Here is a 20567-nt window from a genome sequence, read left to right as displayed (position 1 = left end):
ACCTGTCGTTTTCCCTGATTGGATATCAGGGTTTGTCATTTTTTAGCAGGAATTAGAGGTTAGCTGAAACATTTTTATACGGGCATAAGCTTTCTCAATGAGAGTTCTAGCTTTGATTTCAGATGTATATGTTTTTTATGGATATAATGGTAGACCTCAGCGGGTTCAAAGGGGCCATCACGAATTTCCAAACCAGGAAATCGGTCTATCAGTTTTCGAGCCGTCAGAAGTGGCATAAAACCAAAATCAATGCGCTTGCCTTCAAGCATTAACAAAATTTCATGATCGTCAGTAATTTCCCAGCTATTCTCGCCCTTCAGACGGCGTTTTAAATACTCAATCCCTCTTGGGTATGCGAGTTTAACATCGCCTACACTCGACCTGTCAAAAGGGACCTTAGGAGTACCTTTTCTAACGATCATGGCAAATCTGATACTGAATATCGGCACATCTACACGAACGAGATTTTCGTAGATCAGGTTTATCCCCATAATCCGACCAAGTTCCGCGTCATGTGCCCCACGGTTCACCAAATTCAGGCTTCGACTTCCGCGGTAATATTTGAACACTGGATATACACCAATCGCCTTATATGCAGCGCGAATAATGGGTTTGATCACAAGTGACTCTTCCGTCGCTTGCCCGGAAATGATGTAAAGCTCCTGCGCCTGTATTTGCTTTTCCTGCGAAAGCAGTAAAAAGAAAAGTGTCAGGGCGATCCATTTGACTAATTTACCCATAAACTACTCAATACAATCAGTGTATTAGCGAATAAAAAACGCTACCATAATAGCATAACCATAACAATTTACTAATAAACCGATATCAATGGACGTTTATTGAGTTGATCCCCACACCATTGCTCAAACCAGAAACCTACATTTATCAGATCATTTAAGCCTCATAATGGTGTACCCAGCAGTCAACCAAATACTTTTGCATTTCACTTGGAATATGCGCCTCGCCCCACTTTTCTCCCAGGAAATCAATCAGATCCGTCTTACTTTTCCACCTTGAAATCATCGTATATTCATCTGGCGCCTGATCTGTAGGGAATCCTATTTCAGCAGAAATAAATCCGACCTGCCCCTCAATAGATTGAACAGATGCAGTTTTAAACTTTCCTTCAAACTCTTCCCTGAGCTCAGGTTTAATTTGAACTCTGAAAATTCTGATAATCATCTTTAAGCCTTTGCCCAATGGTTTTTGAAATTTCCAAGTACTTGAGACATAAAAAAAGCCGCTTCCAAAGAAGCGGCTTTCTGAATTCGGAAAAACGTTCGATTAACGTTTTGAGAACTGGAAGCTACGACGGGCTTTCGCACGGCCGTATTTCTTACGTTCAACAACACGGCTATCGCGTGTCAGGAAGCCAGCTGCTTTCAGTGAACGACGCAGAGCTGGTTCGTAGTATGTCAGTGCTTTGGAAATACCGTGACGTACCGCACCGGCCTGACCAGAAAGGCCACCACCTTTAACAGTACAAACAACGTCGAACTGATCAACGCGGTCGGCAATTTCAAAAGCCTGTGCAACAACCATGCGCAACACTGGACGTGCGAAGTATACTTCCTGGTCACGACCGTTCACTGTGATCTTACCAGAACCTGGCTTGATCCAAACGCGTGCGATCGCATCTTTACGCTTACCAGTCGCATAAGAGCGGCCCAGTTCGTCGATTTTTGGCTCTGCCAGAGGGGCATCGATAACTTCAGCAGCTTCGATAACTTCGGCGCCTTCGGCTGCCGCACCGCTTGTCAGATTCTTCAAATCTTCGAGTGTGTTTGCTTCATCAGCCATTCTTAGATGCTCCTTGAGTTTTTGGAGTTCATGGCAGCAACGTCCAGAACTTCTGGCTTCTGTGCTTCATGTGGATGCTCGGAACCAGCATAGACACGCAGTTTTTTCAGCTGCGCACGGCCTAGAGGACCTTTTGGAACCATACGCTGAACGGCTTTTTCAATAACACGCTCCGGATAATCACCACCTAGGCGTTTTTCCATTGTCTGGCTTTTGATACCGCCTGGATGACCTGTGTGCCAGTAGAAGACTTTGTCAGTCATTTTCTTACCGGTCAGTGCAACCTTCTCAGCGTTGATCACAACTACATGGTCGCCACAATCGATATGTGGGGTGTACATTGGTTTATGCTTACCGCGCAGGCGGTTTGCAATGATGGTTGCCAGCCGACCGAGAACGAGCCCTTCAGCGTCGATAATCAGCCATTTGCTTTCAACCTCAGTAGGTTTTGCAGAATAGGTTTTCATTAAAATTCAGCCTTCGCTTATGCGTGCCAAAACAAAAGAAAGGGACCACGAGGGCCCCTCAAACTTGATGCGGGTTATAAATTCACTTATGCCGCATGTCAAACGAAAAAATGCAATAAAATCACCAGATTAAGAATGCGGTATTATATTACCGCACTTTTCACTTCCAGGATCCTCTCCCCTCTTTACCGTTTTGGTGGGATTGAATAAGTGGTTGTTACATGCGCAACAGGGCCTTCAATATTTCCAGAATATATTGAAATATCCCCGACCGCCAAAGAGCGCCCTAATTTCAACAGCTTACCCTCTGCCTTCAATACGCCGGGTTCCGGTTTCCTCAGAAAATTGATGTTCAGGTTAGTTGTCACGGCGAGCGCAACTGGACCGATCTGCGCCAAAAGAAGAAAATACATAGTGAGATCGGCAAATTCCATCATTGTGGGGCCAGACACAGTACCGCCGGGACGCAGATGTCGCTCTCCTGTCTCCATGTGTAATGAAATATGCTCATCGCTGATCTCATCCACCACGATATTCATATCTACAGTTTGCGGGAATTCCCTTTTCTGGAACTCCAGCAGATCCTCACCTGTCATCAAAGGCATTTTTCTTCTTTCTTATTAAGATGTGTAACACCTTTTATATCTGGACAGGCTCCTCTATCTCAAGAAAAGTTTGAAAGCAAAGCGACGGAAGATTGCACATATACCATTTTCAGGTAATCTAGGGGAAAAAGCAGTAGCGATAAGTAACATACGTTCAAGTAGAGGAAACTCCCATGTCAGCCCAGCCCTCCGTGCAAAATGGCACCCCAAATCTGATCGAGATATCAGTCGTGGACAGGATTGCATCTTTTAAACTTAATGATGCAAAGACCAGGAACGCATTGTCGTCAGAGATGATGGGGCTCATTGAAAAGAACATGCTGGAACTTGGAGAGCGCAAGGATGTTTCCGTCATTGTGCTTGAAGCAGATGGGCCCGTATTCAGCTCTGGTCACAACCTGAAAGAAGTCATGAGTGATCACCGCAAACAGGCGATGATGGATCTGTTCAACCAGTGTAGCCAAATGATGCAGACGATTGTGAACCTGCCAAAACCTGTGATCGCCAAAGTAAATGGCGTGGCAACAGCAGCTGGGTGCCAATTGGTGGCAAGTGCAGATCTTGCCTTTGCCAGCACTTCGTCAAAATTCGCGACCCCGGGCGTTAATCTGGGTCTCTTCTGCTCCACTCCTATGGTAGCACTTAGCCGGAACGTATCGCCTAAGCATGCAATGGAAATGCTTCTGGGCGGTGAATTTATAGACGCCGATCATGCTGCTCGTATTGGGTTGATCAACCGCGCTGTAGCAGAGGAAGAACTTGATGCGGTCGTGCATGAATTTGCCGCGCGTATTGCCTCGAAATCACCGCTTACAGTCAAAACCGGTAAAACCGCTTTCTATCAGCAACTGCCAATGTCCCTGAAAGATGCCTACGACTACGCATCTGAGGTTATGGCCGATAACATGCAAACGCATGATGCTCAGGAAGGTATCGGTGCTTTCCTGGAAAAACGTGATCCCAAATGGACTGGGGAATAGGAAACAGGTCTGATGGATCACGAAAATTACAGTGATGAATATATCGGCGACATTCTGGCCGAAACAAAAACCATTGCCGTGGTGGGAGCAAGCGACAATGTCGTGCGCCCCTCTTACATGGTGATGAAATACCTTAAACGAAAAGGGTATCGCGTTATTCCGGTTAATCCGGGAAAAGCAGGCAATGAGCTGTTGGGAGAGACAGTTTACGCCTCACTTAAAGACATCAAGGATCCTGTGGATATGGTGGATTGCTTTCGGGCATCCGATGCCATTCCGGGAATTGTAGAGGAAGCCAAGGCCATTAAGGCCAAGGTGATCTGGACACAACTTGGTGTATTCCATTCCGAAGCGGCTAGGGACGCGGAGGAAGCGGGCATGAAGGTTGTTATGAACCGCTGCCCAAAAATCGAGTTTGGTCGCCTTTCGGGGGAAATTGCGTATATGGGCGGCACATCTCGGATCATCTCATCAAAACGAAATAAACTACTGGGGAAACGCAATGAGCGAACCTAAATTTGAGACACTCTCCATCCATGCAGGGGCAGCACCGGATCCAACGACAGGGGCCAGAACAACACCGATCTATCAAACAGCATCTTACGTCTTTGACGATGCCGATCACGCGGCGGAGCTGTTTAACCTTCAGGCGTTCGGAAATATCTATTCCCGACTGACGAACCCTACAAATGCAGTTCTGGAAGAACGCGTTGCTACATTGGAAGGCGGCGCGACGGCATTGGCAGTGGCGTCGGGCCATGCGGCGCAACTTATCACCTTTCACACACTGATGGAGCCAGGTGATGAGTTTCTAGCATCCACGCGTCTATATGGCGGATCCATCACACAGTTCAGTCAGTCTTTTAAGAAGTTCGACTGGAATGCCATTTTTGTGGATCCTGCCGATCCGGAAAACTTCCGTAAAGCCCTGACACCAAAATGTAAGGCGATCTTTATCGAAAGCCTGGCGAACCCAGGCGGTGTCGTAACCGATATCGAACCAATTGCCAAAATTGCTCATGAAGCAGGTATCCCGCTGATCGTAGACAACACCATGGCAAGTCCATATCTGTGTCGCCCGATTGAATGGGGCGCGGATATTGTTCTGCATTCCGCAACGAAGTTCTTAGGCGGTCATGGTAATTCTGTTGGTGGTCTTATCGTCGACAGCGGTAAGTTTGACTGGAGCGCATCAAACAAATTCCCAACTTTAAGCCAGCCGAACCCATCTTACCACGGTCTCAAATTCCATGAGACATTTGGAGAGCTTGCTTTTGGTATTGCCTGCCGTGCGCTTGGTCTGCGCGACTTGGGCCCTGCCCTGTCTCCGTTCAATGCGTTTCTGATCGTTACGGGTATAGAAACCCTGCCCCTCCGTATGAAGCAGCATAGCGAAAATGCGCTGAAGGTAGCTGAATATCTGTCATCCCACGAAAAAGTGGCTTGGGTATCTCAGGCCGCGTTGCCAAACGATCCGTATAATGCTCTTGCCAAGAAATATATGCGTGACGGCCATGGTGGTGCGGTGATGACATTTGGCGTTAAAGGAGGATATGAAGCCGGCGTTAAGGTTGTTGAAAGCGTCGATCTTTTTTCCCACCTTGCCAACATTGGCGACACACGCAGCCTGATCATCCACCCGGCATCCACCACTCACCGTCAATTGGGTGAAGAGCAGCAAATCGCCGCGGGTGCAGGCCCTGACGTTGTCCGTCTGTCCATTGGTATTGAAAATGTGGATGATATTATCGCAGATCTGGAACAGGCACTGGCCCAGGTCTAATGATCAATTGTCGTAAACGGACAATTCGATAAGGTTGCGATCGGGATCTCTTACATAAAGAGATGTAATGGTTCCGGTCGCACCCGTTCTTTTTACTGGCCCCTCCAAAACTGGAACTCCGCCTTCCTTCAGCTTTGCAGCGCACCCCTCTATTGTCCCGTCAATGATAAAACAGAGATCCGCAGTTCCAGGAAGGGCGACATCAGCTTTGGGTTCCAGCTCTTTCCCTTTGATATGAAGGTTTATCTTCTGCTCCCCAAAATGAAGGGCTTGCCGTCCTTCACCAAAAGGCTCAAACGTCATCCCGAGCACATCACAATAGAAATGCTTTGTCGCCTCCAAATCCGCGACGGTTAGCACCAAATGATCCAATTTACCTATCATTGTCTTCCAAAACCTCCAGATTCCATATCATAGTATATTAACTCTTCATTAATCATTGAAGAAGATTTGGGCCTTTCCAATCTCTGCCTCCTCACACAGGAGGACTGAAAAGTGAAACTCTCGAAAATTCTATTGATGTCGTTGCTGGGATATTCAGCAACCCTCTCCCCTGCGGGAGCGGAACGCCTCAGCGCAAGTCAGGTCTGGTTTGACAGTCCGGGGAACAAATCAGCCTACGAGCGGCAAATCACCGCTTACCTTGCTGGCGAAATGTTAAAAGCCAAGAACGGTTATTACGACAAGCCAATTTACCATTCATCAAGTGCAACTTATTTGAACATCGGTTCTTACGTTCAGATCACTGACAGCACTGTTGCAGATGGTGCTGTGATTTACTCATACAATTGCGGCAGCACCACACAACAGGTTACGCACAGCAGCGATAGCGGCAGCAGCAGTTCCACACAAGATACAAGTTGCAAGAAATATGTAGGAACGGGAGGTGGTTATGAATAAGTTTCTCGCAAGCCTTATCATAAGCGCTCCTCTCTTCGCGACAGGGTGTGTTGCGACATCCTCCCAGAATATCTCATTGGAACAAGGGCCTCCTGTCCAGACAGTAAGCACCCCATACCAAAATTTGATGGGATGTATTGCAGATCAGAAAGCCATGCGCGGTGCGTGGGCAGTGGGCGAGATTGTGGATGCAACGGGCAAGGTTTCCACCGATGTGAACGGCACAGGCCGATTTGTGTCCCAAGGTGCCGGTGACATGATGCAAACCATGTTGCTTCATGCAGGCGCTGAGAAGGTTCTCAACCGCCGCGATCCACGTCCTGTTGTTCTCGAAGCAAACTGGGGTAAACGTACTCTGAGAACCGCAGGGACAATGGACTATTACCTAACAGGTTCCATCAACACCCTTGATTTCATTCCGGGCGCATCAGCGGAAGTAACCGTTGCTGGGATCGGTCCTCGCTACCGCCAAAGCCGTGCTCTTGTCGGATTGGACCTTCATCTTACCCGTGCAGACACCACCGAGGTCGTAGGCGCAGTGAATATCTCAAAACAGATTTTTGCAGAAGAGCTGGGCTTTGGAATCGGTCGCTTCTTCGGCACCACATTGGTCGATTTTGACCTGGGATCCGGCAACCGCGAACCATTGCAACTCTCCCTTCGCTCCATGCTCCAGTACGGCCTGTTTGAAATCCTGAAGCAAGTTGAGCCAGATCTGGAATCCAAATGCCAACCCATCGTAGATCGGGTTGAAGGTGTTCAGGAAACTGAAGCCACATAAGAATTACCAAGTAGTTGATTTAAATAAATTTATTAGGAGAATTTATATGAAAAAAGCTATCATTGCTTCCGCTGTTGCCCTGATCGCCATGTCTTCCACTGCATTTGCCGAGGCAGATTCAGGTTCAAAATCTTTCGGCATCAATATTTCCAACGGTGATACAAGTGCTGATATTTCCATTAATGGTGTGATGACAGATCCATCACTATTGCCATCTTCCGCAGCCTTCTACGGTGCCATTAACGTTGGTCCAACTGTTCAGGCAACGAACTATCGTTCAATGAACTTCCTACCAATCGAATTTCAGGCACCAAACGAGAAAGACGGAAGCGAAGATGGGGCAGCTGCACCAGTTTTCTATAATGTTGGTGTCCAATATACACCAACTTTCGAATACCCGGAGAAAGTCATTAATGCTGATCTCTCAGTTCAATTAGATGGGACAATTAATACTGATACGAACGAAGACCAGACAGAAATTATTTTAGGTCGTATCTATCATCTTCTAATTGATACATTCAAAAAACAACCAGAGTAATTACTTATCCGATACTGAAACGGGGATTATTCCCCGTTTCTTTATCGGCTGAGGCGATGCAGCAAAAAGACGGATGCACCCAACACCATCAACCCGCCCGCCTGATGCAGTGCGCCCAGGGACACAGGCACAACAGCAAGCAAAGTCCAGATCCCAATCAGAATTTGCAGGATTACTGTTGCAGCCAACATACGCGCCGCTTTAACCTGCTTCAAATTTCCGGCTTTCATTACTTTCCATACAGCAACCAACGACGCCGCCAGCACCACATATGCGCCGATGCGGTGGGTAAATTGTATGGTGGCGATATTTTCCATGAAATTCATGTACCACGGGGTGAGGTCCATAAACTCTTCCGGCAGGAAGCCATCCCCCATCAGGGGCCATTCATTATAGATGAAGCCGGCATTTAGACCGGCAACAAAACCACCAATTAAAATCTGAACGAAAACCAACCACATTACGATTTGTGCCAACGATTTTAACGCACTTGGCGGGGTTATCTCTTCGTCATTTTTGAGCAAATCAAGTGCCGTCCAAAGCAACGCCATAAATATCAGGCATGCCAATGATAGATGCGCGGTGAGGCGATAATGGCTGACATCCGGGTGGTCCACAAGGCCACTTTTCACCATGACCCAGCCCATAACACCTTGACCACCGCCCAGTATCAGCAATCCAATCAGGCGCGGAATATGGCGCGCTTTCACGGTTCGGGTCAGAATAAAAAATACCATGGGCACAAAGAAAGCCAGGCCAATGATCCGCCCTAATACCCGGTGAGCGTATTCAAAGACAAAGATGCCTTTAAATTCATCAAGGGACATGCCTTTATTGACCTTCTTATATTCGGGGAAGGCTTTGTATTTCTCAAACTCTGCGTTCCACGCCTCCTCCCCAATTGGGGGAAGCCACCCTGTTACAGGTTTCCATTCCACCATGGAAAGACCGGAATTGGTGAGACGCGTCACACCGCCCAAGATCACCATGGAAACCACAAGCGCAGCAACAACGATCAGCCAGATCGCTAATCGTCGACGGTTTTCTGATGGCAGATCGGCCCCATAAGGCATATTCCCCGCCCCAAAATTTTGAGAGTAATCAGTAGAAGACATGAGGCGACCATATACGGAACGCCCCACTATTTAAAGATGGTTTTTAGGCTTTATGCCGCCATTGGATAAAGTGCGCGGGAAAGCAATGTGCGTGCTTCCGATGTAAATTCAGGCTGCCTTGCAAGATCCTGATTTTCAATCATTAGACCCGCAAACGGTTTATGCATGACGTTAAACACCGCAAATCCCAAAATCATTTCAAGCAACGTCACCGCGGAGCATTCCTTAATCAAAAAGCCATGATCCTGACCTTGCTGTAATAAAGTGAGTGTCTGTTCCAAATTCTGACCGAGCACCCAGTTTTTGGGAAGCTCATCACGTTCGGGCAATTCAAGCAGTTCATAGGCGATCATCCGCGCTTGCGACTGATGCTCCCGCGCCCAGTTGAGAACCCCATCCATCAGACAATTAAGACGTTCGGATAATGTCAACTCGGGATCATATGCACCCGCACAGGCCTCACCCAAACCTTCTCCAACGACTTTAAGAACAGCGCCGTAAAGTTTTCTTTTATTTGGGTAGTGATGGGTGATGGATCCCTTAGCTACGCCGGACGCTTCACTTAGTGCACCAATGCTGACCCCTGAAAAACCACGCCGCGAAAACAAATCCAATGAAATCTCTACGAGTTTTGCCCGTGTTGCCTCTCCCGCAACATTAGACGATTTGGCCCCTTTTGGCCGTCCCCGTTTACGACGTCCAACTTCGGCAGTTTCCTGCCCTACTCTACCAGTCTTAGACATGCTACCTTCTCCCAGCTTTTAAAGCCGTTCCTTCCAACATCTAAGACTGGCATAACCCATTCGTATAGGCACCTCATTGATCGAAATCTAATGGATTGGATTATTGCTCTACCCACCCGTTTAAACGCAAATAGGCCTAATGTTGTTTATTAATTTTACTTGGAAAAGTTTCATTAATAAGTTTTAGTATTGGTTCTCTTAGTGGGAGCCGTTCTACAAGGCGGCTCTCAGTATTTACTCTCCAAAAATACCGCAAATCAGTTTCTTTGGAGTTGGTTTCTGATGGAAGAGCTACCAACCATTTACCATCACCTGACATATGAATCTCCCCAATGGTATTTGCTTTGAGGCCTTGTCCATCTAGAATTTTCTTTTGATTATCTTTCTCGCGCAAGAACACGCTGTTCCCACCTAGAGCTTTAAATGCAATCCGGCTGCCATCACGGCTAATCGAATGCTGAGTTGTCCAAGTTTTTAGATTTAGCGGTAGATTATTTTGATTAATTGGAGAGTTATTTTCATCAAACGCAATTGAAAGCCGATCTGCTTCGGCATTGTAAAAAAAGGCATCAATTGTTTCTTTTTCTAAATTATTACTTCCGTTACCGGTTAAACTATCGGCAGATATGATCAATCTATTGTTATTGGCAAAAGATATTCGGCCAGCATTGATAAAGTGTCCTAATTGGTCTGGATGATTTATGAGAAGCTCTTCCCTCCATTGTGCCCCCTCTACATCATCGGATGACAAAAGCACTAAGGAAGAATCTCCTTGATGCCGTTGATGAAAATAAAGTGAAAATACCCGTCCCAATCCAACCAGTGAATAGATCTGCTTTTCATCGCGGCCAAATACTGGATATCCTCTTACTACCGTTTTCCCCATATAATCAATCGGAGTAATATGATTTCTGCTAGATTTTACACGCAGCTTTCCTTGAGTGAAATAAGACGTCAGCCAAGTTAGTTTTCTGGTTTTCAAATCGTATAATACTATTTGATTGCCACGTATTTTCTCATCACACCGAGAGATATCAAAACAATGGCTCACCATTAGCATTTTATTGGCAGTTTTATTAAAACTCGGAGAGTGAAAACCTATCTTCTCACCATATGGGGCAACTATTTGATACTTCCTCGTTTGAAAATCGTAAATCCCAACAAGGTTTGTATGCGTACCCGGTCCCTCTTTACTAATTAATAATTGGCGAAAATCAAACGCCATGAACCTGCCATCAAACGACAAAGTAGGGTTATCAATTTCAATATTATGTAGTTTTCCTACATATTCTTCATATGCTTTATTAAATACGTCAGAACGTTCAGCCTTAACATAATTGATTCCAGTTTTACATCCCGTAACGAGAGAAATTACCAGGCTCACAGTAAATGCAAATACACATCGCTTCATTTATCATCTCTCGAAGGTGACTTATCAAACACAGTTTTACTCTACTTCTGATTCTATCGAAACCCAACTAATTCGGGTGCGCCTTCAAATCAAAACAGCATTTAAGTGTTTAGCAAACACAAAAAAGCCCCGAAGAAGAACTCTTCGAGGCTTTGATTGGTCGGGTAGGCCGGATTTGAACCGACGACCCCTTCACCCCCAGTGAAGTGCGCTACCAGGCTGCGCTACTACCCGATAAAAACAGGGGTGAGGCGGCGCGAACTATACCGCCGATAAAAGGCTATTGCAATGTCCCTTTTGATGGGAGGATAAATTTATCAGAATCTAAAGAAGGTGCGGTAACGTCCTATTTTGGAAGCATTTTCCGCATGGCTTTAAGATCATCCAGTAGGCTTTCCAGATCTTCGCGCAAGGATCCTGTTATTTCAGCTTCGGAGGCCTCATCAAAGGTGCTGCCTTCCGGCTTTGACATACTGATTGTCACCGTTGGCTGAACAGGTGCCTCTCGTGTCTCGACTTGATCACCATTGCTGCGTTTCAGGACTTCGATATTCTCGATTTTATTGCCCTGCTCTTTCAGCAGTTTCTGCGCACCCTTAATGGTAAAGCCATGGGTATAAAGCAGGTCACGAATACCGCGCACCAGCTCCACATCAGCGGGACGATAGTAACGACGCCCGCCGCCACGCTTTAAGGGTTTAACGACAGGGAATTTGCTCTCCCAAAACCGCAACACATGCTGCGGAACATCAAGTTCCGTGGATACTTCACTAATGGTACGGAATGCACCCGGCGCCTTGCGCCCTTTAGGTGCAGGTCCTTTTCCCTCTTCGGCCATGTGTGCCTATAACTTTCTATCAGTCGTCGCGACTTGCGGCGTTGATTTTGTCTTTCAGCACATGTGACGCCCGGAAGACAAGGACGCGACGCGCCTCAATCGGGACTTCTTCACCCGTTTTCGGGTTACGTCCTACCCGTTCGTTCTTTTCACGAACCTGAAGGCTTCCGAAAGAAGAAATCTTCACGGTCTCACCTGCGACCAAACGATCCGAAATCTCGTTCAGAACTGCTTCCACATGCTCCGCGGATTCGTTCCGCGAAAGTCCAATTTGATGATATAACGCTTCAGCTAGATGCGCTCTTGTAACAGTTGTTTTGCTCATGTTCCCACCTCACGCCTGTCCTAAAAGGATTATCACAGACGCGAATACCGTCAACCGGTAACGACGAAAATCTATGAGCAAAGCCCGCTAAACCCGCGATTTTAGTAAAAAACTTCCCAAATCACCCTGAAAGTGAATGTGGAAAACTGGTGTCATGAAAGATGTGACGAGAATCACCATCCATAGATTCGGGTGTAGTCACCCCTAGAAACGAACGAGAGAGGAGCCCCAGGTAAATCCACCACCCATTGCTTCCAGTAGCAACAGATCCCCTTTTTGAACCCGGCCGTCACGGACCGCTTCGTCCAACGCGAGCGGAACAGACGCCGCAGATGTATTACCATGGCGATCAACGGTCACAACTACTTTAGAAGGATCCATTTTCAGCTTCCGGCCTGTGCCATCAATAATGCGTTTGTTGGCCTGATGCGGGATCAACCAATCAATGTCTTCTGGTTTCAAGTCCGTGGCTTCCAAGGCTTCACCAACCACGTTAGCAAGGTTGGTCACCGCATGGCGGAAAACTTCCTTACCCTGCATGCGAAGGTATCCGGTTGTCTGAGTGGAGGAAGGCCCACCGTCCACAAACAGAAGATCGTGTTTGTTTCCATCTGAATGCAGGTGGTTTGTCAGGATACCACGATCCTGATTTGTCCCCTCCTCTTCAGAGGCTTCCAATACGATCGCACCCGCACCGTCTGCGAACAGAACGCAAGTCGTGCGATCTTCCCAATCGATAATGCGGGAGAATGTCTCCGCACCGATCACGAGGGCTTTGTTGATCTGACCGGATTTGATGAAGTTATCAGCAGTCGAAAGAGCGTAGATAAACCCCGTACAAACGGCCTGCACATCAAAGGCAAAGCCACCTGACATACCAAGGTTTTTTTGAATAACCGTTGCTGTGGCTGGAAAAGTTTCATCTGGTGTGGCTGTGGCCACCAGAACCAGATCAATATCATCTGCTTCAAGTCCAGCTGCCTCTAGCGCCTTTTTGGCCGCCGCTGTCCCCAGATCAGATGTCAGTTCACCATCAGCAGCAATGTGACGCTGACGAATGCCGGAGCGGGCGACAATCCACTCATCAGTAGTGTCGACCATGGTTTCCAGTTCTTTATTCGTGAGAATACGTTCTGGTAGGTAGGAACCGGTTCCGGTAATGATTGAACGACGCATAAACTTCCCATTCCCTAACCAATAGATACTCGGTTAGATGTTTATATTTTCTCAGGCTCTGATGCTGGTTTCTCGGTGGCATCTTTGGAGGTATCCGTGGAAGGTGCCTCCGAATTAGGGCCAGATTTTGTTTCTACACCAAATTCCTCAAAGTGCGCGATCATTTTTTCGATCATTTGTTCGGAAATAATCTCAATCGTGACAGCGATTGCATTGGCAAATCCCAACGCATCCGTTCCGCCGTGGCTTTTCACGCATACACCATTTAGCCCGAGGAAAACCGCCCCGTTATATCCACGAGGATCCAATCGATCTTTCAGGATACGAAGACCGCCGCGCGCCAGAAGGTATCCCAGCTTGGACATGAAGGAATATTTGAAAGCAGATTGCAGGAAGTTAGTGTAGAGGGAGACCGCTCCCTCTGCCGTTTTAAGGGCCACATTTCCTGTAAAGCCGTCTGTAACAATCACATCGACCACACCGCGCGTAATATCATCACCTTCAACAAAGCCGTGATATTCAAAAGGGGCATTTTCCAAGGAACGTAGACGCTCCCCCGCTTCTTTAATGGTATCGCTGCCTTTCAGCTCTTCACTACCGACATTAAGAAGACCTACACGTGGAGGCACACGCCCCAAGACCGCGCGGGCAAAATCGGCGCCCATGACGGCAAACTGGAACAGGTTATCAGCATCACATTCCGTGTTTGCCCCAAGATCGAGCATAACCGTTTCCCCGCGTGGGGATGGCAGCATGGAGGCAAGAGCCGGACGATCAATACCTGGAAGCGTACGAAGAGAAATCTTCGCCATAGCCATTAAAGCACCCGTGTTTCCTGCGGAGACAACACCATGGGCTTCTTTATTTTTCACGGCATCAATGGCAAGCCGCATACTGCTATTGCGCCCTTTGCGCAAAGCTATGCTTGGCTTGTCTTCGCCGGAAATGGCCTGATCCGTATGGCGAACTTCACAAACAGCCTTCACCCCAGGATACGCATCCAGATAAGGCTTCAGTTTTTCTTCATCACCATACAGCAAAAACCGGGCGCTCGGGAATTGAACGCGCACCAAATCAACACCTTTAATAACGATATCAGGGGCGTCATCCCCTCCCATCGCATCCAAGGCAATTATGATACTGTCGCTCATTCCAGCGTCCGGTTTTGAATTTCAGTCAGACAGTTGACGTTAGAGAACGTCTGCTGCTTCCACAACTTCACGATCACCATAGTAACCGCAAGAATCACAAACGTGGTGTGGACGCTTCATTTCACCGCAGTTCTGGCATTCCTGAACCTGAGTGCCTGTCAGTGCATCATGTGCACGACGCATGTTGCGTTTGGATTTGGTTGTTTTCTTTCTAGGTACAGCCATGTCTCTATCTCTCACTCTTGCACCCCAAGGGGTGACTTACCTAATTCAATATGCCTGCAAAGCAGACTTACTTTCGTTCCATTAGTTCTTTCAGGTTCGCGAAAGGCCTGTGTGTCTCCTGCTCTTCCGCTTCACTGGTCTCTTCTGACTGCTGCACATATTTTGCGCTGTCAGATTTATCAGCATCTTCTGCCCGAGGATAGGGGTCGAGTGCAAGTGCTAATTGCTCTGCAACCGCCTGAACCACATCGATTTCACCATTTTCGATCAGTTCAGGAAGGTCCTCTTCCTCAAGGCCCACAACATATTCCGCATCTTCAAGCGTCGCATCCGCGCTATTAAATGTGTAACACATCGTAAAACTTTGTTCAATTTTCTGCGGGACAGGCGCAAGTGTCAAAACGCAAGACTGCACAGTTTCCGCTTCAAATTCTGCACTCAGCTCAATCCGGCTACTCTTTTCCTGACGAACCAGTTCACCACTGGCTTTCAGAAACGGTATTTCGACTATATTCAGTCGTTTAGCCAAATCAGCTCGTTGGTCTTCATCAGGCTCAAGAGTGAAGTGAATAGGCTCCCTACCCAACTTCTCAACTTTCATCACCCGAACATACTCAGCTCCGGCTTCCTGCATGGAGCATTCCTTTCCACAACATTCTGACCCGATAGTACCGCGTATTCTTCAATCCGAACGGATGCAAGATTCGAAGGCGCGAAAATAAGCGTTTCGCCGCCCCGGGTCAATCAGTTTTACATCTTCTATTTAAGTATTTGATATCCCATTGAATTGAAGGAAAAATTCGAACAATTTTCACTCAATCCACGAACAATTATTGCAAGGAAGAGAAGCTAACCTCTCCTATTTCCAGCTTTGCATCGTCAATTGCCGCAAGAAACGCGTCATTTTCACGAACATAATCCGCCATACGCGTCAGTATTTCAGGCTGCGGCGCCACTTCAAGTGTACCATAGTGATTCCGCTCTAATGCTGCTTCAAGGGTCTCCTCACCACCCTCTAAAGCCTCTTCATAAGCGATGATACGCCCATAGAAGACCTCGGCCATTTTCTTGATCCGTTTACCAACGGCCAAATCCCCGACCCCGATTTCACGCAAAGACTGGTCCATATCCTGGAACATCAGATCGAACACCTCCTGCGAGAGGGTTTGAAACTTGCTGCCGCTTTTTTTGAGGCGCCGGAGCACGAGAAAGCAATGCAGGGCAATCATTTCATATCGTCCGTCAATCGTATCGGGGACAGCAACCTCCAAATAGAATTGCGGTGTCCGCGCCTGACTGACGACGGACTGGTAGATCTTTTCCGCAGAAATCACTTCCTGCTTGGGGCCAAACAGCTTTTTTAAAATCATTCAACAACTCTTCTTTGGAGAAGCCATACTCAAACTATTTAGGGTCGCGAATATATATTTGCGAATAATTTGACATATCGGCTATTTCGGTGGCATTTATAGTCCGACTGCCACTAAAAAAGCAAGCTCCTGCTTTTTACATATGACGGCAGGTAATTTGCTGCTTTTGCTGGAAACAAACTGGTTCTACAAATGACAAAATTTGCGAAATCCCTGATCTGTGGTGCCCTGATTACCCTGTCGGTCGCTGCTTGCGATCCCGTTAAGGAAGAACGCGGCTATCGTATGGATCCGGAACAAATCGCAAAAGTCGAAAGCGGCAGCACGACTAAAGACGAAGTTCTGGAACTGATGGGCTCCCCTTCCAGCATCTCAACTTTTCCTGAAACCGGCGAGGCCTGGTACTATATCGGCAAGAAGACCGAGCATTACGCCTTTTTGGAAAAAGACATCAAAGAGCAAAATGTTGTGGTTGTTCACTTTAATGATGAGGAAGTCGTTAAAGAGATCAAAACATACAACAAAGACGATGCCCGTGAAATTGAAGTCGTCGAGAGAACAACCCCAACCGGCGGTAATGAGCTGGGCTTCTTCGAACAGATCTTTGGCAACTTCGGTCGCTTCAACCCAGCACAGTAATATTCAGGACCGTTTGGGACTTCGTTCAAACTGCGGGATGTTTAGGTCCCGCGGGTTCCACTCTTGCGCACTTGATACAAAAATATCGTCAACCGCCTTATAGAATGTTGGATCATCAAATGCGGTAGCGTAAATCGCATAAATATGCGGAGCAGACTGATTCACAAAAAACATAGGTGATCCACACTCACCGCAAAAAGCCCGACCGACCGTATCTCCCCCATCAGACTTTTTCTCGAACCAATTAGGTTCCCCCTGAAGAAGGGTGAAGTTTTCAGTAGGATAAATCGTTGCTGGGAAATAAGGCCCACCGGTTGCCCGCTGACAATCGCGGCAGTGGCAATTCCCCATATGCATCGGCTCCCCATCACATTCAAAACGAATGGCCCCGCAAGCACATCCACCTGTCATCATCTGATCCATGGCCCCACCCTCTGTTTTCTAGTTGCCCTCTCCAAATTACCAGAAAAACTGCACAAAAAAAAAGCCCCCCCATTTCAGAGGGGCTTTTCGGAGGAAAAACAAAAATCAGTGAGCAAGTACGGCAAGCAACAACAATGCTATGATATTTGTAATTTTAATCATTGGATTAACCGCAGGTCCCGCTGTGTCTTTATACGGATCCCCCACGGTATCCCCGGTAACCGCAGCGGCATGAGCATCGGTCCCCTTACCACCATGATTACCATCTTCAATATACTTCTTTGCGTTATCCCAGGCACCGCCGCCCGCTGTCATGGAAATGGCAACAAACAGGCCCGTGATAATAACCCCCAAAAGCATTGCCCCAACGGTTGAGAAAGCAGCTGATTTATCTGCAATCACCATCACAACACCGAAAGTGACAATTGGCGCGAGCAAAGGCAACAAGGAAGGAATAATCATTTCCTTAATCGCAGCTTTTGTCAGCATATCAACGGCACGACCGTAGTTTGGCTTGTCAGTGCCATCCATAATGCCCGGATGCTCTTTGAATTGACGCCGCACTTCACGCACCACAGATCCTGCGGCACGCCCAACCGACATCATGCTCAAAGCTCCGAACAGGTATGGCAATAATCCACCCAATATCAAACCGATCACTACAAATGGATTTTGAAGACCAAAATCAAACGTTACCCCTTGATAGAAAGAGAACTGATCTGGCGTTGCATTCTTGATAAAGAAAGCTAAATCCTCAGTGTAAGCAGCGAACAGAACCAGCGCACCGAGGCCGGCGGATCCGATAGCATAGCCTTTGGTAACTGCTTTTGTTGTATTGCCAACAGCGTCAAGTGCGTCCGTGGTTTTACGAACCTCTTCGTCCATTTCCGCCATTTCGGCAATACCACCTGCATTATCCGTTACCGGACCATAGGCGTCCAAAGCAACCACCATCCCTGCAAGCGCCAGCATCGTCGTCACGGCAATGGCGATGCCAAACAGCGCTGCCATATTATAGGCGATAAAAATACCCGCACAGATGATAATCGCAGGAATTGCTGTTGCCTCCATTGAAATGGCAAGCCCTTGGATCACATTCGTTCCATGCCCGGTTTCAGATGCTGCCGCAATGCTTTTTACCGGCCGGAAGCTGGTAGAGGTGTAATACTCTGTCACCCAAATCAGTAAACCCGTCACAACCAAGCCAACTAGCCCACAGTAGAACAAGCTCGCCGCGGTGAAGGATTTTCCATTAATGGCGTATTCAGTACCCATGCCCAACATCCAATCTGTGATAGGCCAAAGAAGTACTGCCGACAACACAGTCGTGACGACAAAGCCCTTATAGAGGGCCCCCATAATGTTTTCGCTGCTGCCCAGTTTAACGAAGAAGGTACCAACGACAGAAGCTAGAATACAAACCCCACCAATCATGAGCGGATATGACATCAGCGCCAGATCACCAGCAAAGTAGATTGACGCCAAAACCATCGTTGCAACGACTGTCACGGCGTAGGTTTCAAACAAGTCTGCTGCCATCCCCGCACAGTCGCCTACATTATCACCAACATTGTCGGCAATAACGGCCGGGTTTCGCGGATCATCTTCTGGGATACCGGCTTCCACCTTGCCGACAAGGTCAGCACCAACATCGGCACCTTTTGTGAATATACCTCCACCAAGCCTTGCGAAGATTGATATGAGCGAAGCACCGAAACCAAGTCCAACCAGACTGTCAATCATTGGGCGTCCTTCGACCCCCATTGTCACCAAAGCACTGTAGTATCCGGCAACCGCCAGCAATGCGAGACCTACGACTAACATTCCTGTAACAGCGCCAGCTTTGAACGATATTTCCAACCCCTCTTTTAGACCCTTTGCAGCTCCAGCTGCGGTTCTCACATTTGCGCGAACCGACACATTCATGCCAATGAAACCAGCGGCACCAGAAAGAACCGCGCCAATTAAAAACCCTATTGCAACAAGAAGGGAAAGAAGCACCCATAAGAGGGCGAAGATGACAACCCCCACCACTGCGATAGTTAAATATTGTCGATTGAGATACGCAGTCGCACCTTCTTGAATGGCACCTGAAATTTCTTGCATTCTTTCGGTACCTGCATCAGCCGCCAATACTGACCGGCCCGCATACACACCATATACCAACGCCACAAATCCACAGACTAAGGGAATCCACAACAATTCTGACATCAGACCCTACCCCACATTTCTGGCAGATCATGCTGATCTGTCTGTTATTTTAAATATGCAAAATGTCCATAATCCAAACTATAATTAACATGTAAATCGACGGTAATACGAGAATGACAGATAAATAAAATAACCGCAATACTTTGTGTGTATTAAATTGAAAGTGTCTATATTTAGATATTTATTTTTTTAATTACACAATACTTTCTGATGATTTTGTTTTTATATTTATAAATATAAAATAAGTAATATTTAGAATAGATATATTCTTGAATTAAATAGTCAAATACTTGTACATCAAAAAACAAGTATAGTTGATGAAATTGTTATTTATTTTAGTTTTTTATTATTTATGTTTTTCTTAAGTTCAAAACTATTCAAATGTTAGTTTTTTTGAGGGATATCGGATGTTTTTTTACATTCCTATATAGCATCTCGGCCCAGAACATGCTAAGCGAACGCAACTCAATTACGAAGCCTTTTCAAGGAGCTTGCATAGTATGGATATTTCCAAAATTTCTGCGGGTAAAGATTTCCCGAATGACGTCAACGTCATCATTGAAATTCCAATCGGCGGTGTCCCTGTCAAATACGAAGTAGACAAAGAATCCGGTGCAATGTTTGTGGACCGTTTCCTCCACACAGCCATGTTCTACCCATGCAACTACGGCTTCATTCCGCACACACTGTCTGACGATGGCGATCCAGTAGATGTATTGGTTGCAGGCCCTATTCCTGTGGTGCCAGGTGCTGTTATCCGCGCCCGTCCAGTTGGCGTGCTGATTATGGAAGATGAAGCTGGTCAGGATGAGAAAATTCTGGCGGTTCCAGTTGATAAACTGCACCCATATTACTCAAACGTAGAGAACTACTCAGATCTTCGTGATGTTCTTCTCGACCAGATCGCTCACTTCTTCGAGCACTATAAAGATCTGGAAAAAGATAAATGGGTAAAGATCGTACGCTGGGGCGATGCAGAAGAAGCTGCAGGCATGATCAAGAAATCTCTGGTTGAAGGTGCCATCCTCGGCTAAACCTCTCAGATATACCAATAAAAAAGGCCGCTGAATTTCAGCGGCCTTTTTT

At 47.0% G+C, this 20567-nt stretch carries 26 protein-coding genes and 1 tRNA gene; 8 read left to right on the top strand and 19 right to left on the bottom strand.

The genetic code is table 11. The features are described 5' to 3' along the window. Nucleotides 1-74: 74 nt before the first annotated feature. The 5 genes from GUA87_RS08860 to GUA87_RS08840 form a co-directional block, all read right to left on the bottom strand. Complete coding sequence (locus GUA87_RS08860) at nt 75-740, bottom strand: substrate-binding periplasmic protein (RefSeq protein ID WP_193716200.1); 666 nt, start codon at nt 738-740, stop codon at nt 75-77. 154 nt (nt 741-894) lie between these two features. Next, entirely contained in the window at nt 895-1182 is a 288-nt protein-coding gene (locus tag GUA87_RS08855; RefSeq protein WP_193716199.1) for an antibiotic biosynthesis monooxygenase family protein, read from the bottom strand. 102 nt (nt 1183-1284) lie between these two features. Continuing rightward, complete coding sequence (gene rpsI, locus GUA87_RS08850; protein WP_193716198.1) at nt 1285-1800, bottom strand: 30S ribosomal protein S9; 516 nt, start codon at nt 1798-1800, stop codon at nt 1285-1287. A 2-nt stretch (nt 1801-1802) separates the two neighbouring features. Next, entirely contained in the window at nt 1803-2267 is a 465-nt protein-coding gene (gene rplM, locus GUA87_RS08845; RefSeq protein ID WP_193716197.1) for a 50S ribosomal protein L13, read from the bottom strand. A 185-nt stretch (nt 2268-2452) separates the two neighbouring features. Continuing rightward, on the bottom strand, nt 2453-2872 hold the full coding sequence (locus GUA87_RS08840; RefSeq protein WP_193716196.1) for a PaaI family thioesterase: 420 nt from the start codon (nt 2870-2872) through the stop codon (nt 2453-2455). Nucleotides 2873-3045: 173 nt separating this feature from the next. On the opposite strand from GUA87_RS08840, the gene GUA87_RS08835 reads away from it, so the two are divergent. The 3 genes from GUA87_RS08835 to GUA87_RS08825 are packed head-to-tail and all read left to right on the top strand — an operon-like array spanning nt 3046 to nt 5635. Continuing rightward, nucleotides 3046-3852 carry an enoyl-CoA hydratase gene (locus GUA87_RS08835; RefSeq protein WP_193716195.1) on the top strand — a complete coding sequence of 269 codons (807 nt, stop codon included), beginning with the start codon at nt 3046-3048 and terminating at the stop codon, nt 3850-3852. Between the two features lie 12 nt (nt 3853-3864). Beyond that, complete coding sequence (locus GUA87_RS08830; protein ID WP_193716194.1) at nt 3865-4368, top strand: CoA-binding protein; 504 nt, start codon at nt 3865-3867, stop codon at nt 4366-4368. Then, on the top strand, nt 4355-5635 hold the full coding sequence (locus GUA87_RS08825; protein WP_193716193.1) for an O-acetylhomoserine aminocarboxypropyltransferase: 1281 nt from the start codon (nt 4355-4357) through the stop codon (nt 5633-5635). The genes GUA87_RS08830 and GUA87_RS08825 overlap by 14 nt, the downstream gene beginning before the upstream one ends. A 3-nt stretch (nt 5636-5638) precedes the next feature. Here the strand turns inward: GUA87_RS08825 and GUA87_RS08820 are convergent, their stop codons facing one another. Then, the gene (locus GUA87_RS08820; RefSeq protein ID WP_193716192.1) at nt 5639-6019 is read right to left on the bottom strand and encodes a VOC family protein; all 381 of its coding nucleotides are present in this window, start codon (nt 6017-6019) and stop codon (nt 5639-5641) included. Nucleotides 6020-6130: 111 nt separating this feature from the next. Here GUA87_RS08820 and GUA87_RS08815 point away from each other — a divergent pair, with 111 nt between their 5' ends. Genes GUA87_RS08815 through GUA87_RS08805 form a run of 3 tightly spaced genes read left to right on the top strand, consistent with a single transcriptional unit; the run spans nt 6131 to nt 7854 of the window. Continuing rightward, on the top strand, nt 6131-6535 hold the full coding sequence (locus GUA87_RS08815; protein WP_193716191.1) for a hypothetical protein: 405 nt from the start codon (nt 6131-6133) through the stop codon (nt 6533-6535). Continuing rightward, a complete protein-coding gene (locus tag GUA87_RS08810) occupies nt 6528-7316 on the top strand; it encodes a CsgG/HfaB family protein (RefSeq protein WP_193716190.1) in 789 nt (262 codons plus the stop codon). The genes GUA87_RS08815 and GUA87_RS08810 overlap by 8 nt, the downstream gene beginning before the upstream one ends. 46 nt (nt 7317-7362) lie before the next feature. Continuing rightward, nucleotides 7363-7854 carry a hypothetical protein gene (locus tag GUA87_RS08805; protein ID WP_193716189.1) on the top strand — a complete coding sequence of 164 codons (492 nt, stop codon included), beginning with the start codon at nt 7363-7365 and terminating at the stop codon, nt 7852-7854. Between the two features lie 41 nt (nt 7855-7895). On the opposite strand, the gene GUA87_RS08800 is transcribed toward GUA87_RS08805, so the two are convergent. The 11 genes from GUA87_RS08800 to GUA87_RS08750 form a co-directional block, all read right to left on the bottom strand. Beyond that, a complete protein-coding gene (locus tag GUA87_RS08800; protein ID WP_193716188.1) occupies nt 7896-8927 on the bottom strand; it encodes a COX15/CtaA family protein in 1032 nt (343 codons plus the stop codon). 92 nt (nt 8928-9019) lie between these two features. After that, nucleotides 9020-9712 (bottom strand): TetR/AcrR family transcriptional regulator, encoded by a 693-nt coding sequence (locus tag GUA87_RS08795; RefSeq protein WP_193716187.1) that lies wholly within the window; start codon nt 9710-9712, stop codon nt 9020-9022. Between the two features lie 136 nt (nt 9713-9848). Continuing rightward, nucleotides 9849-11123 carry a hypothetical protein gene (locus GUA87_RS08790; protein ID WP_193716186.1) on the bottom strand — a complete coding sequence of 425 codons (1275 nt, stop codon included), beginning with the start codon at nt 11121-11123 and terminating at the stop codon, nt 9849-9851. Nucleotides 11124-11280: 157 nt separating this feature from the next. Then, a tRNA-Pro gene (locus tag GUA87_RS08785) sits at nt 11281-11357 on the bottom strand. A 112-nt stretch (nt 11358-11469) separates the two neighbouring features. Beyond that, the gene (locus GUA87_RS08780; RefSeq protein WP_193716185.1) at nt 11470-11961 is read right to left on the bottom strand and encodes a MerR family transcriptional regulator; all 492 of its coding nucleotides are present in this window, start codon (nt 11959-11961) and stop codon (nt 11470-11472) included. A 19-nt stretch (nt 11962-11980) separates the two neighbouring features. Then, entirely contained in the window at nt 11981-12286 is a 306-nt protein-coding gene (locus GUA87_RS08775; protein ID WP_193716184.1) for an integration host factor subunit alpha, read from the bottom strand. Between the two features lie 204 nt (nt 12287-12490). Continuing rightward, nucleotides 12491-13462: a beta-ketoacyl-ACP synthase III gene (locus GUA87_RS08770; RefSeq protein ID WP_193716183.1), complete on the bottom strand. Its 972-nt coding sequence runs from the start codon at nt 13460-13462 to the stop codon at nt 12491-12493. A 41-nt stretch (nt 13463-13503) separates the two neighbouring features. Then, a complete protein-coding gene (gene plsX / locus GUA87_RS08765) occupies nt 13504-14613 on the bottom strand; it encodes a phosphate acyltransferase PlsX (protein ID WP_193716182.1) in 1110 nt (369 codons plus the stop codon). A gap of 39 nt (nt 14614-14652) precedes the next feature. Further along, nucleotides 14653-14838, bottom strand: a complete 186-nt coding sequence (gene rpmF, locus GUA87_RS08760; RefSeq protein WP_193716181.1) for a 50S ribosomal protein L32 — start codon at nt 14836-14838, stop codon at nt 14653-14655. 67 nt (nt 14839-14905) lie between these two features. Further along, the gene (locus GUA87_RS08755; protein WP_193716180.1) at nt 14906-15472 is read right to left on the bottom strand and encodes a DUF177 domain-containing protein; all 567 of its coding nucleotides are present in this window, start codon (nt 15470-15472) and stop codon (nt 14906-14908) included. A 196-nt stretch (nt 15473-15668) separates the two neighbouring features. Beyond that, complete coding sequence (locus GUA87_RS08750) at nt 15669-16208, bottom strand: ubiquinol-cytochrome C chaperone family protein (protein ID WP_193716179.1); 540 nt, start codon at nt 16206-16208, stop codon at nt 15669-15671. A gap of 192 nt (nt 16209-16400) precedes the next feature. Here GUA87_RS08750 and GUA87_RS08745 point away from each other — a divergent pair, with 192 nt between their 5' ends. Continuing rightward, a complete protein-coding gene (locus tag GUA87_RS08745; RefSeq protein ID WP_193716178.1) occupies nt 16401-16847 on the top strand; it encodes an outer membrane protein assembly factor BamE in 447 nt (148 codons plus the stop codon). Between the two features lie 3 nt (nt 16848-16850). Here GUA87_RS08745 and GUA87_RS08740 read toward each other — a convergent pair whose 3' ends face one another. Then, a complete protein-coding gene (locus tag GUA87_RS08740; protein WP_193716177.1) occupies nt 16851-17270 on the bottom strand; it encodes a GFA family protein in 420 nt (139 codons plus the stop codon). Nucleotides 17271-17375: 105 nt separating this feature from the next. Next, nucleotides 17376-19481 carry a sodium-translocating pyrophosphatase gene (locus GUA87_RS08735; RefSeq protein WP_193716176.1) on the bottom strand — a complete coding sequence of 702 codons (2106 nt, stop codon included), beginning with the start codon at nt 19479-19481 and terminating at the stop codon, nt 17376-17378. A gap of 500 nt (nt 19482-19981) precedes the next feature. Here GUA87_RS08735 and ppa point away from each other — a divergent pair, with 500 nt between their 5' ends. Next, nucleotides 19982-20515, top strand: a complete 534-nt coding sequence (gene ppa, locus GUA87_RS08730; RefSeq protein WP_193716175.1) for an inorganic diphosphatase — start codon at nt 19982-19984, stop codon at nt 20513-20515. Nucleotides 20516-20567: the final 52 nt, after the last annotated feature.

This window comes from Sneathiella sp. P13V-1 (assembly GCF_015143595.1).
GTDB lineage: Bacteria > Pseudomonadota > Alphaproteobacteria > Sneathiellales > Sneathiellaceae > Sneathiella.
This window is presented reverse-complemented; position numbering and strand designations above follow the sequence as displayed.

What these genes read in the sequence shown, in the direction of transcription:
- GUA87_RS08735 (WP_193716176.1), bottom strand. Translation starts at nt 19,481, where the DNA reads ATGTCAGAATTGTTGTGGATTCCCTTAGTCTGTGGATTTGTGGCGTTG.
- GUA87_RS08795 (WP_193716187.1), bottom strand. Translation starts at nt 9,712, where the DNA reads ATGTCTAAGACTGGTAGAGTAGGGCAGGAAACTGCCGAAGTTGGACGT.
- GUA87_RS08770 (WP_193716183.1), bottom strand. Translation starts at nt 13,462, where the DNA reads ATGCGTCGTTCAATCATTACCGGAACCGGTTCCTACCTACCAGAACGT.
- GUA87_RS08740 (WP_193716177.1), bottom strand. Translation starts at nt 17,270, where the DNA reads ATGGATCAGATGATGACAGGTGGATGTGCTTGCGGGGCCATTCGTTTT.
- GUA87_RS08790 (WP_193716186.1), bottom strand. Translation starts at nt 11,123, where the DNA reads ATGAAGCGATGTGTATTTGCATTTACTGTGAGCCTGGTAATTTCTCTC.
- GUA87_RS08805 (WP_193716189.1), top strand. Translation starts at nt 7,363, where the DNA reads ATGAAAAAAGCTATCATTGCTTCCGCTGTTGCCCTGATCGCCATGTCT.
- GUA87_RS08835 (WP_193716195.1), top strand. Translation starts at nt 3,046, where the DNA reads ATGTCAGCCCAGCCCTCCGTGCAAAATGGCACCCCAAATCTGATCGAG.
- GUA87_RS08840 (WP_193716196.1), bottom strand. Translation starts at nt 2,872, where the DNA reads ATGCCTTTGATGACAGGTGAGGATCTGCTGGAGTTCCAGAAAAGGGAA.
- GUA87_RS08755 (WP_193716180.1), bottom strand. Translation starts at nt 15,472, where the DNA reads ATGCAGGAAGCCGGAGCTGAGTATGTTCGGGTGATGAAAGTTGAGAAG.
- GUA87_RS08825 (WP_193716193.1), top strand. Translation starts at nt 4,355, where the DNA reads ATGAGCGAACCTAAATTTGAGACACTCTCCATCCATGCAGGGGCAGCA.
- GUA87_RS08830 (WP_193716194.1), top strand. Translation starts at nt 3,865, where the DNA reads ATGGATCACGAAAATTACAGTGATGAATATATCGGCGACATTCTGGCC.
- GUA87_RS08810 (WP_193716190.1), top strand. Translation starts at nt 6,528, where the DNA reads ATGAATAAGTTTCTCGCAAGCCTTATCATAAGCGCTCCTCTCTTCGCG.
- rpsI (WP_193716198.1), bottom strand. Translation starts at nt 1,800, where the DNA reads ATGGCTGATGAAGCAAACACACTCGAAGATTTGAAGAATCTGACAAGC.
- GUA87_RS08775 (WP_193716184.1), bottom strand. Translation starts at nt 12,286, where the DNA reads ATGAGCAAAACAACTGTTACAAGAGCGCATCTAGCTGAAGCGTTATAT.
- GUA87_RS08860 (WP_193716200.1), bottom strand. Translation starts at nt 740, where the DNA reads ATGGGTAAATTAGTCAAATGGATCGCCCTGACACTTTTCTTTTTACTG.
- GUA87_RS08780 (WP_193716185.1), bottom strand. Translation starts at nt 11,961, where the DNA reads ATGGCCGAAGAGGGAAAAGGACCTGCACCTAAAGGGCGCAAGGCGCCG.
- plsX (WP_193716182.1), bottom strand. Translation starts at nt 14,613, where the DNA reads ATGAGCGACAGTATCATAATTGCCTTGGATGCGATGGGAGGGGATGAC.
- GUA87_RS08745 (WP_193716178.1), top strand. Translation starts at nt 16,401, where the DNA reads ATGACAAAATTTGCGAAATCCCTGATCTGTGGTGCCCTGATTACCCTG.
- ppa (WP_193716175.1), top strand. Translation starts at nt 19,982, where the DNA reads ATGGATATTTCCAAAATTTCTGCGGGTAAAGATTTCCCGAATGACGTC.
- GUA87_RS08855 (WP_193716199.1), bottom strand. Translation starts at nt 1,182, where the DNA reads ATGATTATCAGAATTTTCAGAGTTCAAATTAAACCTGAGCTCAGGGAA.
- GUA87_RS08800 (WP_193716188.1), bottom strand. Translation starts at nt 8,927, where the DNA reads ATGCCTTATGGGGCCGATCTGCCATCAGAAAACCGTCGACGATTAGCG.
- rplM (WP_193716197.1), bottom strand. Translation starts at nt 2,267, where the DNA reads ATGAAAACCTATTCTGCAAAACCTACTGAGGTTGAAAGCAAATGGCTG.
- rpmF (WP_193716181.1), bottom strand. Translation starts at nt 14,838, where the DNA reads ATGGCTGTACCTAGAAAGAAAACAACCAAATCCAAACGCAACATGCGT.
- GUA87_RS08820 (WP_193716192.1), bottom strand. Translation starts at nt 6,019, where the DNA reads ATGATAGGTAAATTGGATCATTTGGTGCTAACCGTCGCGGATTTGGAG.
- GUA87_RS08750 (WP_193716179.1), bottom strand. Translation starts at nt 16,208, where the DNA reads ATGATTTTAAAAAAGCTGTTTGGCCCCAAGCAGGAAGTGATTTCTGCG.